10 protein-coding genes and 1 pseudogene are annotated in these 10,584 nt (G+C 68.1%); 2 read left to right on the top strand and 9 right to left on the bottom strand.

Annotated elements, in window-relative coordinates; all coding sequences use genetic code 11:
• The 3 genes and pseudogenes from APY03_RS08770 to APY03_RS08760 form a co-directional block, all read right to left on the bottom strand.
• A pseudogene (locus APY03_RS08770) lies at positions 1-272 on the bottom strand (pseudouridine synthase); the annotation flags it as partial.
• Entirely contained in the window at positions 269-1,231 is a 963-nt protein-coding gene (gene scpB / locus APY03_RS40055) for an SMC-Scp complex subunit ScpB (RefSeq protein ID WP_083944235.1), read from the bottom strand. The pseudogene APY03_RS08770 and the gene scpB, both read right to left, overlap by 4 nt.
• A 130-nt stretch (positions 1,232-1,361) precedes the next feature.
• Positions 1,362-2,387, bottom strand: a complete 1,026-nt coding sequence (locus tag APY03_RS08760; protein WP_443082809.1) for an RluA family pseudouridine synthase — start codon at positions 2,385-2,387, stop codon at positions 1,362-1,364.
• A 14-nt stretch (positions 2,388-2,401) separates the two neighbouring features.
• Here APY03_RS08760 and APY03_RS08755 point away from each other — a divergent pair, with 14 nt between their 5' ends.
• Entirely contained in the window at positions 2,402-3,211 is an 810-nt protein-coding gene (locus tag APY03_RS08755) for an outer membrane protein assembly factor BamD (protein WP_068675889.1), read from the top strand.
• 39 nt (positions 3,212-3,250) lie between these two features.
• On the opposite strand, the gene APY03_RS08750 is transcribed toward APY03_RS08755, so the two are convergent.
• Positions 3,251-5,332: an ATP-dependent DNA helicase gene (locus APY03_RS08750; RefSeq protein ID WP_083944234.1), complete on the bottom strand. Its 2,082-nt coding sequence runs from the start codon at positions 5,330-5,332 to the stop codon at positions 3,251-3,253.
• The gene (locus APY03_RS08745; RefSeq protein WP_068675887.1) at positions 5,332-5,538 is read right to left on the bottom strand and encodes a DUF465 domain-containing protein; all 207 of its coding nucleotides are present in this window, start codon (positions 5,536-5,538) and stop codon (positions 5,332-5,334) included. The genes APY03_RS08750 and APY03_RS08745 overlap by 1 nt, the downstream gene beginning before the upstream one ends.
• 88 nt (positions 5,539-5,626) lie before the next feature.
• Between APY03_RS08745 and APY03_RS08740 the strand changes: the two genes are divergently transcribed.
• Positions 5,627-6,442: a PP2C family protein-serine/threonine phosphatase gene (locus APY03_RS08740; protein WP_068675885.1), complete on the top strand. Its 816-nt coding sequence runs from the start codon at positions 5,627-5,629 to the stop codon at positions 6,440-6,442.
• Positions 6,443-6,457: 15 nt separating this feature from the next.
• On the opposite strand, the gene APY03_RS08735 is transcribed toward APY03_RS08740, so the two are convergent.
• From APY03_RS08735 to odhB, 4 genes are all read right to left on the bottom strand, one after another.
• Entirely contained in the window at positions 6,458-7,102 is a 645-nt protein-coding gene (locus APY03_RS08735; protein ID WP_068675883.1) for a hypothetical protein, read from the bottom strand.
• Positions 7,099-8,196: a cell division protein ZapE gene (gene zapE / locus APY03_RS08730; RefSeq protein WP_068675881.1), complete on the bottom strand. Its 1,098-nt coding sequence runs from the start codon at positions 8,194-8,196 to the stop codon at positions 7,099-7,101. Before zapE ends, APY03_RS08735 begins: the two co-directional genes overlap by 4 nt.
• Before the next feature lie 4 nt (positions 8,197-8,200).
• Complete coding sequence (lpdA, locus tag APY03_RS08725; RefSeq protein WP_068675880.1) at positions 8,201-9,631, bottom strand: dihydrolipoyl dehydrogenase; 1,431 nt, start codon at positions 9,629-9,631, stop codon at positions 8,201-8,203.
• Positions 9,632-9,640: 9 nt separating this feature from the next.
• Positions 9,641-10,584 (bottom strand): 2-oxoglutarate dehydrogenase complex dihydrolipoyllysine-residue succinyltransferase (odhB, locus tag APY03_RS08720; protein ID WP_232324198.1); only part of this gene is annotated, 944 nt, incomplete at its 5' end.

The following is a 10,584-nucleotide window of genomic DNA, read 5'->3' as shown; positions in this document are numbered from 1 at the left end:
GGTGCGTCCGGTGCGTCCGGTGCGTCCGGTGCGTCCGGTGTGTCCGGCGCGACCAGCACGACCTGGGTCTCGGCGGCCTCGGTCTCCGCCTCCGGGGCCTGCTCAGCCGGCTTGCGGCGTCGAGGCCGGCGCTTGCGCGGCGCCTCTGCGGCCGCTTCGCCCGCCGGCTCGGTGCTGTCTTTGGCCGGCTGCGCGGGAGACGCCGCCAGTTCTTCCTCGGACACAGGTCCGGGCGGCAGCATCGCTGCGTCTTCAGGATCAGATGGGCTCATGGTCGGGTTCCGGAACGAACGGCGGGGGTGTCTTCCTCATCGGCATCGGCATCGGCATCGGCGCGGGCTTCGGCGCCTGGATCGGGATCGGCGTCGGGATCGGGATCGGCGTCGTAGCCGGACCCGGAAGAGGACTGGGGCTCGGTCTCAAGCTCGGGGCCACCGGCGACGGCCTGCAGCGCGTTGTCCGTCGCGGGTTCAAGAACTGCCTCGGACTCTGGTTGCATCCCGGACTCAGCCTCTGGCGCCGTCTCGGGCAAGAAGGCCTGCTCGACAGCACCTTCTTCTACATGCGCGGCGGCCTCGGTCTGCGCCTCGGTTTGAATCTGCTCGGGACTGGTCTCGCTCTGCATGCCGGCGGCGACCTCGGCCGCGGGCTCGTCGATCGGCAGGCCGGGTTGCCGATCGGCCGCCTGGGCCAGGGCCTCGGCCAGTCCGGCTTGCTGGGCCGGCGTCTCGATCACCGGGAGTTGGTCGAGCGATTCCAGGCCGAGGTCGTCGAGGAACTGGCGCGTGGTCGCATAGAGCGCAGGGCGGCCCACGGTCTCGCGGTGGCCGATGACCTCTACCCAGTTGCGGTCTTCGAGCTGCTTCAGGATCAGCGAGTTGATGGTGACGCCTCGGATGTCTTCCATGTCGCCGCGCGTGACCGGCTGGCGGTAGGCGATGATGGCCAGCGTCTCGAGCGCGGCGCGTGTGTAGCGCGGCGGCTTCTCCGGATGCAGGCGATCGAGGTGGTCGCGCAGTTCGGGACGGCTCTGGAAGCGCCAGCCATTGGCTACGCTCACGAGCTCCAGGCCGCGCTGCGACCAGTCTTCCTGCAGTTCGTGCAACAGCGACTTGATCGTGTCGGCGCCCAGTTCGTCATCGAACAGCACGCGCAGTTCGCGCACCGGCAAGGGCTGGGTCGAACAGATCAAGGCGGTTTCGAGAATGCGCTTGGCATCCGCCGTATTCATGGTTCGCGGTATCCGGGAAAAGGCGCCTTGCAGACGCTTGTTTTTCAGAAGGATGGAAGAAGGCGCTGCCGGCACTCGGGCGATTGACAGCGAAGCCGGCATCGGAGGGCCGGCGCGGCCCCGGGGGCCGTCAGGCGCGATTGTAATCCAGCCCCCAGGCCTGCATAGCTTGCACCAGATCGGGAGGCGGCGTGGACAGGAACTCCATCGGCGCGCCGGTAACGGGATGCGCGAAAGCGAGCCTGAAGGCATGCAGGGCCTGCCGCGCCAGCCCTGCCGCGGCGGTGCCGCCATACAGCGTGTCACCCACCAGCGGATGGCCGATGGAGGCCATGTGCACGCGAATCTGATGCGTGCGCCCCGTCTCCAGCGTGCAGCGCACGGTGCAGCCCTGATCGTTGCTGTCCAGGGCCTCGATCAGCGTGCGCGCGGGTTTCCCCGAGTGGCGCTCGAGGTCGACGACGGCCATGCGCAGCCGGTTGCGCGGGTCGCGCCCGATCGCCGCATCCACATGGCGCGCGGCAGCGCCCTGCCAGCTGCGGTGTGCGAGCGCAAGGTACTGGCGCTTGACCTCGCGGGCCGCGATCAGCGCCACCAGCGCATCCATCGCCGCGCGGGTGCGGGCCACCACCATCAGGCCGCTGGTGTCGCGATCCAGCCGGTGGACGATGCCCGCGCGCGGCAGCAGCATGGCCCGGGGGTCCAGCGCCAGCAGCCCGTTGAGCAGCGTGCCGCTCCAATGGCCCGGCGCGGGGTGGACCACGAGACCCGCCGGCTTGTCGATGATGCGCAGGTGCTCGTCCTCGTGCACCACGCTGATGGGCAGGCGCTCCGGCTTGAAGGCCTGGCTCTGCGGCGTGGGCCGCAACTCGATGCTGCCGATCTCGCCGGCACGGACCGTGGCGGCGGCCTTGGTCGCGACACGATTCTGGACCGCGACTGCGCCGGCCTCGATCAGCTGCTGCAGATAGCTGCGCGAGAACTCGGGCACCAGAGCCGCAAGCGCGCGATCGAGGCGCTGCCCGTGCTGCGCCTCGTGGATGAGAAAGCTTCGGGTCTCGCTGGGCTCGGTCGGCTCGGCACCCTCTTCATGCTCGACCCCGTCCGGAGGCTCCGCCAAAGGGGTGGCCGATATAATTGAAGGCACTGTTTTCACGAAAGCCTGATGTGATGCGTCGCGCCAAATTATCGGTTGTCCCCGCCTGGCTGGCCTTGTGCTCGGCCGCATGGCTGGTGGCCGGCTGCTCGTCGACCTCGGCCGACAGGACCGCGAACTGGAGTCCCAACCGCATCTACTCCGAAGCCAAGGAAGAAGCGGACTCAGGCGCCTACGACAAGGCCGTGCCTCTGTTCGAGAAGCTCGAGGGCCGCGCCGCCGGCACGCCGCTCGCCCAGCAGGCGCAACTGGACAAGGCCTATGCCCAATACAAGTCCGGCGACAAGCCGGCCGCGATCGCGACCATCGACCGCTTCATGAAGCTGCATCCCGCCAGTCCGGCGATGGACTACGCGATCTACCTCAAGGGCGTGATCAACTTCAATGACGACCTGGGCATGTTCGGCTGGCTGACGCGCCAGGACCTGTCGGAACGTGACCAGAAGGCGGCCAAGGAATCCTTCGAGGCCTTCAAGGAACTGATCACCCGCTTCCCGGGGTCGCGCTACACGCCCGATGCGCGCCAGCGCATGAACTACATCGTCAACTCGCTGGCCCAGTACGAGGTGCATGTGGCGCGTTACTACTACACGCGCGGCGCCTACCTGGCGGCAATCAACCGTGCGCAGCTCGCGCTGGCGGACTACCGCGAAGTGCCGGCGCTCGAAGAAGCGCTCTACATCATGGTCCAGTCGTACGACGCGCTCGGCATGGCGGACTTGCGCGACGACGCGAAACGCGTGCTGACCACCAACTATCCGCAGAGCGAGTACTTGTCGCGCGGCTTCCGCGGGAAGGACGACCCATGGTGGAAGCTCTGGTAGCGAATCGAGAAAAAGGCCCGATCCGGGCCTTTTTCTTTTTCAGTGCGCGACGAGCTCGCGCAGCGCTGCCTCGAAGGCGGCCTCGTCTTCCAGCCGCCGCATCGGCGGCAAGGCCGACAGCAGGCGGCGCCCGTAGCCCATGGCCACGAGCCGCGTGTCGCAGATCGCCAGCACGCCACGGTCGGTCTCGCGCCGGATCAGCCGGCCGGCGCCCTGCTTGAGTGCCACCGCCGCCTCCGGAAGCGAATAGTCGCCGAAAGCGCTGCGGCCCTGCGATTCGAGCCGCTGAGAGCGCGCCTCGACCAGCGGATCGTTGGGCGGCGGGAAGGGCAGTTTGTCGATGACCACCAGTTGCAGGGCGTCGCCGGGCGCGTCGAAGCCCTCCCAGAACGAGGCCGATGCCACCAGCACGCAGCCTGCTCGGCCGTGCGAGGCGCCCTCGCGGAAGCGCTCCATCAGTACCCGCTTGGGCAGCTCGCCCTGAACCAGCACCTCTGGCCTGCGTGCGGCATCCATGGGCTCGAAAATCTGGCGAATGGCGTCGCCGATGGTGCGCAGGGCGCGCAGCGTGGTCGTCAGCACCAGCGTGCGCCCGCCCAGCATGGCCGCCCCCTGGGCGGCGAGCCGCGCCACCTGCGCGCTGTGCGTCGGATCACTGGGCTTCGGAAACGCGCGTGGGACATAGAGCGCAGCCTGGCGCGCATAGTCGAAGGGGCTCTGCACACGAAGCACTTCAGCGCCCTCCAGGCCGCAGGGCTCGGTGAACCAGCGCAGCTTCGGGTCATCGCCCAACGTCGCCGAGGTAAACACCCAGGCGCGCCCCTGCTCCTGCGCGTCGCCCTGTCCGGTCTTGAGGACCCGCGTGCGCACCGCTTCGGCGATGTCCAGCGGCGACTCGACAAGCCTGAGCTGCGTGCCCACGTCCACCCACCGCACCGACTCCGGCGCGCAGGGCTTGGCGAAGCGCGCCGCGCGTTCGGCCAGTTGCTCGGCGCGCTCGTGCAGCCGCACGAAATCGGGCGAGAGCTCACTCACCGTGTCCAGGCCGCGGGCGGCTTCCGCGAAGGCGTGCTTCAACGCATCGAGCGCGTCCTGCCAGGCTTCGGCAGGCACACCTTCCGGTGCCGGACCGGCCCAGCGCAGCTTGGCCCCCGGCCATTGCTTGCCGGCGGCCAACCTCAGTTCCCTGGCAGCGTGCTCGGTCGCTGCGACCAGTTGCTGCCAGTCGACCAGCCCGCGCGCGTGCTGGAGGCCGGCCGCAAGCATGTCGCGAGCGAAGTCCAGCGCCTGCCCGCTGCCCAACTGCGCCCCGAGAAACTGCACACCAGTCTCATTGAGCTGGTGGGCCTCGTCGAACACCACCACGCGCACCGACGGCAGCAATTCGGCCATGCCCGACTCGCGCACAGCCAGGTCGGCGAAGAACAGGTGATGGTTGATCACCACCACATCGGCCGCCATGGCCTCGCGCCGCGCGAGGTTGACGTGGCAGGGCTTGAACTGCGGGCATTGGGCGCCGAGGCAGTTGTCGCGGGTGGAGGTAACCAGCGGGATCAGCGGCGAGCGCTCGTCCAGGCCCGGCAGCTCGGCCAGGTCGCCGGTGCGCGTGGCCTTGGACCACTGCTCGATCTTCGCCAGCGTGCGCAGGCTGCCGCGCTCGGGCAGGCTGGCGTCGTGACGCGCCTGGTCGAGCCGGTGCAGGCACAGATAGCTGGCGCGGCCCTTGAGCAGGGCCGTGCGCAATGGCAGGCCCAGCGCCTCGACCAGCCGCGGCAGGTCACGGCCGAAGAGCTGGTCCTGCAGGGCCTTGGTGGCGGTCGACAGCAGCACGCGCTCGCCACTCAGCAGGGCTGGTACCAGGTAGGAGAAAGTCTTTCCGACGCCGGTGCCGGCCTCCACCACCAGCAGGCCGCCCTGGTCGATGGCTCGGGCCACGGCCAGCGCCATCTGGGTCTGGCCCTCGCGTTCACGGAACTGCTCGGCCGCCTGCGAGAGCACGCCGTGCTGGGCGAAGGCGGCCTGGACTTCGGCCGCCAGATGGCCGGCTTCCCGCAGCACGGGGCGGGAGTCGGCGGACGTCGTGTCCGCTTCGAAGTCTTCTGGCCAATCGACGATCGACATCAGGCCGGCTCTTGCGGGTCGAGCAGCCGCTCCAGCCGCGTGATGCAATCGCGCAGGAAGAGCCGCTTCTTCTTCAGCCGGCGCAGCAGCAGGTCGTCGCGCGGCTCGACGGTCTCGGCCAGCCGATCGATGGCGGCATCCAGGTCGGCATGCTCCATGCGCAGTTCGATCAGTTGGCGGGAGAAGGAGTGGAGATTGGAGTCCAAGGGATGATGCGAAGACGTGACGGAGTACTTTCCGGCTTCGCTCGGGTTGACTCGATAATGTACGTCCTCGTTCCCACTCGCCAGACCCATGCAGGACTCCGCCAGCGCAGCCGCGCCCCAGACCCGAGGCTTTCGGCTTGCCGCCGCCACTGGCCTCCACAAGGGCGACCGCCCGTACCAGCAGGACCAGGTCCTGGTGATGAACCACCCGCGGGCGGCGGGCTGCGTGCTCGGCGTGGTCGCCGACGGGATGGGGGGCCGCAGCGGTGGACGCAAGGCCTCGGACCAGGTGCTGATGACGGCGCGCCAGCTGTTCGCCCGCTACGCGCCGGGACGCGACGAAGCGGTGCATGTGCTGCGACAGCTGCTAGAGGAAGCCAACACGGTCATCAAGCTGACCGCCCTTTCAAGCGAACAGGAACCGCACAGCACCGTGGCCGCCTTCCTGATGAATCCCGAGGGCGACTGCGCCTGGATCCATGCCGGAGACTCGCGCATCTACCACTTCCGGCGCGGCCAGCTGGTCAAGCGCACCAAGGACCACTCCTACGTGCAGGTGCTGGTGGACCGCGGCGAGATCAGCGAGGCGGAGGCCAACATTCATCCGCAAAGCAACATCCTGCTCGGCTGCCTGGGCATGAAGTCCACCCCGCCGCCGGTCGACATCCACCTCGTTCCGAAGCTGGAGCCCGATGATCTGCTGCTGGCCTGCAGCGACGGCCTCTGGCACTATTTCAATCCGGAGGAGATGGGCCGCGTGCTGGCCGAGCAATCGCCGCGCACCGCTGCGGAGCTGCTGGTGGCCGAGGCGCGCAAGCGGGCACGCGGAACCGGCGACAACATTTCGTTGGCCATCCTCAAGCTCGAAGCCCTCCCCGACCCGCAAGACCCGGAAGAGGACTGAGCTGCCGCGCCCGCTTCAGGGCGGCGTGGGTAGCGGCGCTGCGCGGGGCTTGTTGTTCTCGGCGTTGCGCCGCTCGCGCTCGCGGCGATGCTGCTCCGCCCGTTCGAGCCTGCGCTCGTGCGCTTCGCGATTGGCGGGAGCCTCGGCGCGCCGGCTCGCAGCCCTGGCCTGCTCCTCGGCTTGCGCCCGCTGCTTCTGTTCGAACTGCCGCTGCTTCCCGGCCGCCTCCGAGGCGATGCGGGCGCGGTCCTGGGCATGGTCCGCAGCGCGCTGTTCGCGCTCCTGCTGCGACTTCAGGGACTTCTCCCGCTCCGCCGCAGTGTCCTGGGCGCGCGGGTTCGCCTTCTTCTCTTCAAGCCGATCGAGCGCGGCCGCGCCGCGCCGCTTGCGCTCGATGTCATTCATCGCCGCCTCCTGGCGCTTGATGTTCTCGGTGGCCTCCCGGCGGCGGCGGCGACTGTCGTCCAGGCAGCTCTGGACGACGAACTTCTGGTAGCAGGCCGCCTGCTCGGTCGCGAAACGCTCCTCGACCACCTTGCGCTCTTGCTCCAGGCGCGCGCGCTCTGCCGAGAAATCCGCCTGGCTGGTGGTGGCGGTGGTCTGCGCCCACAGCGGCGAGGCGCCGAGGACGATCATCAGGGAAAGGAGCAGCTTCTTCATGTGAGGCGGGTGTCCACGATGCGACGCTCCTGCGCAAGGAACTCGGTCGACTGCATCTCGTTGAGCCGCGAGACGGTGCGCGGGAATTCGTGGGCCAGCGGCCCTTCGGTGTACAGGGCCTCGGGGGGAACCTCGGCCGACATGATGAGTTTCACGCGCCGATCGTAGAACACGTCGATCAGCCATGTGAAACGACGTGCTTCAGAGGCCATGCGCACCGGCATGTGCGGCACGTCAGACAGCAGCACGGTGTGGAACTGGCTGGCGATCTCGAGGTAGTCGTTCTGCGATCGGGGGCCGCCGCACAGGGTCTTGAAATCGAACCAGACCACGCCGCCGGCCTTGCGCCGCGCATGGATCTCGCGCGCCTCGATGTGCAGCACCGGGTTCTCGTCGGCGCTCTCGGCCAGGCGCTCGAAGGCGTGGCGCATCTCCTTGTCGGCCGCCGCGCCGTTGGGCGTGAGGTAGAGCCTGACCTGCTCCAGCGTGCGCCGGCGGTAGTCGGTGCCGTTGTCGACGTTGACTACTTCGAGACGCTGGTTGAGCAGCGCGATCGCCGGCAGGATGCGGTCTCGGTGCAGACCGCCCGGATAGAGATCGTCGGGCCTGAAGTTCGAGGTGGTCACGAAGCCCACGTCGTTGTCGAACAGCGCCACCAGCAGCCGGTGCAGGATCATCGCGTCGGTGATGTCCGCGACATGGAACTCGTCGAAGCAGATCAACTTGTAGCGCTTGGCGATGCGCCGCCCGAGCTCTTCCAGCGGGTTGACCGTGCCCTGCAGTTCGGCCAGTTCGCGGTGAACCTCGCGCATGAACTCGTGGAAATGCAGCCGCGTCTTGCGCCGCAGCGGCACTGCGTTGAAGAAGCAGTCCATCAGGAAGCTCTTGCCGCGCCCCACCCCGCCGTACATGTAGACGCCGCGCGGGATCTCGGGCCGGTTGATGAGCTTCTTGAACGCATTGGAGCGTTGCGACTTGTACGCCGCCCATTCGCTGGCGCAGCGCTCGAGCGCCTCCACGGCGCGCAGCTGCGCGGGGTCGCTCTGGTACCCCCGTGCAACCAGCTCCGCTTCGTAGGCCTGTTTGACGCTCAAGGGGTCAGAAGTTCAGCGTGCGCTTGTCCACCGCAAGCGCCGCTTCCTTCGTCGCTTCCGAGAGCGAGGGATGCGCATGGCAGATGCGCGCGATGTCCTCGGCGCTGGCCTTGAACTCCATCGCCACCACCGCCTCGGAGATCAGCTCGCTGGCCATCGGGCCGACGATGTGTACCCCGAGGATCTCGTCCGTCGCCGCATCGGCCAGGAACTTGACCATGCCCGTCGTGTCGCCGAGCGCGCGCGCGCGCCCGTTGGCCAGGAAGGGGAAGGTGCCGGCCTTGTACGCCCGGCCCTCGGCCTTGAGCTGTTGCTCCGTCTGGCCGACCCAGGCGATCTCGGGCGAGGTGTAGATCACCCAAGGGATGGTGTTGAAGTTCACGTGGCCGTGCTGGCCGGCGATGCGCTCGGCCACCGCCACGCCTTCTTCTTCCGCCTTGTGAGCGAGCATCGGGCCGCGCACGACGTCGCCGATCGCCCAGACATTGGGCAGGCTGGTCCGGCACTCGTCGTCGACCACGATCGCGCCGCGCTCGTCGAGCTTCAAGCCCACCGCCTCGGCGTCGAGGCCGATGGTGTTGGGGACTCGGCCGATCGAGACGATCAGCTTGTCGACCTCGAGCGTCTGCGCCTCGCCCTTGGCATTGGTCCAGGCGACCGTCACGCCCTTCTTGCCGGACTTGACGTCGCCCACCTTCACGCCGAGCTCGATCTTCAGGCCCTGCTTGACGAAGGCCTTGTGCGCCTCCTTGGCGATCTGCTCGTCCACCGCGCCGAGGAAGGTCGGCAGCGCTTCGAGCACGGTGACCTCCGAACCCAGCCGGCGCCAGACCGAGCCCATCTCGAGCCCGATCACGCCGGAGCCGATCAGCCCCAGCCTCTTGGGCACGGCGGGGATGCGCAGCGCGCCATCGTTCGAGAGGATGTTCTCCTCGTCGAAGTCGGCACCCGGCAGCGCGCGCGGGTTGGAGCCGGTCGCCACGATGATGTGCTTGCCTTCGATGGACTCCTCGGCCGCCCCGGTCACCTTCAGCTCGTAGCCCGCGCCCGATGCCTTCACGAAGGCGCCCCGGCCATGGAAGAAGCTGATCTTGTTCTTCTTGAACAGGTAGGTGATCCCGTCGTTGTTCTGCTTCACCACCGCGTCCTTGCGGCCCAGCATCTTGCCGATGTCGAGGCCCAGGCCTTCGACCTTGATGCCGTGGTCGGCGAAGTGCTTGCCCGCGTGCTCGAAATGCTCCGAGGATTGCAGCAATGCCTTCGAGGGAATGCAGCCGATGTTGGTGCAGGTGCCTCCCAGGGCGGGGCCGCCCTTGGCGTTCTTCCACTCGTCGATGCAGGCGACGTTGAAGCCGAGCTGTGCCGCGCGGATGGCCGCGATGTAGCCGCCGGGGCCGCCACCGATGACGATGACGTCGAATTGCTTGTTGGACATCCGTGCTCCTTAGATGTCGAACAGCAGGCGAGCGGGGTCTTCGAGCGCCTCCTTCATGGCGACCAGGCCCAGCACGGCCTCGCGGCCGTCGATGATGCGGTGGTCATAGGACATCGCGAGGTAGTTCATCGGCCGCACAACGACCTGGCCGTTCTCGACCACGGCACGGTCCTTGGTGGCATGCACGCCCAGGATGGCCGACTGCGGCGGGTTGATGATGGGCGTCGACAGCATCGAGCCGAACACGCCGCCGTTGGAAATGGAGAAGGTGCCGCCGGTCATCTCCTCGATGCCCAGCTTGCCGTCCTTGGCCTTCTGGCCGTACTCGGCGATCTTCTTCTCGATGTCCGCGAAGCTCATCTGGTCGGCATTGCGCAGGATCGGCACCACCAGGCCGCGCGGCGAGCCCACTGCGATGCCGATGTCGAAGTAGCCGTGGTAGACGATGTCGTTGCCGTCGACGGAGGCGTTGATCACCGGGTACTTCTTGAGCGCATGCACGGCCGCCTTCACGAAGAAGCTCATGAAGCCGATCTTCACGCCGTGCTCCTTCTCGAACTTCTCCTGGTAGCGCTTGCGCATCTCCATCACGGGCGCCATGTTGACCTCGTTGAAGGTGGTCAGGATGGCGTTCGTCGATTGCGACTGCAGCAGGCGCTCGGCGATGCGGGCGCGCAGGCGGCTCATCGGCACGCGCTCTTCCGGGCGCTCGCCGAGATCCGGTGCGGCGGCCGGCGAGGCGACCTGCGGCAACGCCGCCTTGGGGGCGCCCGTGGGGATCGCGACCGGCGCGGAGACCTTGGCGGTGGTGCCGCCCGTGACCGCGGCCAGCACGTCGCCCTTGGTGACGCGACCGTCCTTGCCGCTGCCGCTCACGTCGCCGGTCGTCAGCTTGTTGTCGGCCAGCAGCTTGGCGGCGGCCGGCATCGCCACATCGGATTTCGATCCGCCCG

The sequence above is a fragment of the Variovorax sp. WDL1 genome (assembly GCF_001541225.1).
Classification (GTDB): Bacteria; Pseudomonadota; Gammaproteobacteria; order Burkholderiales; family Burkholderiaceae_C; genus Variovorax.
This window is presented reverse-complemented; position numbering and strand designations above follow the sequence as displayed.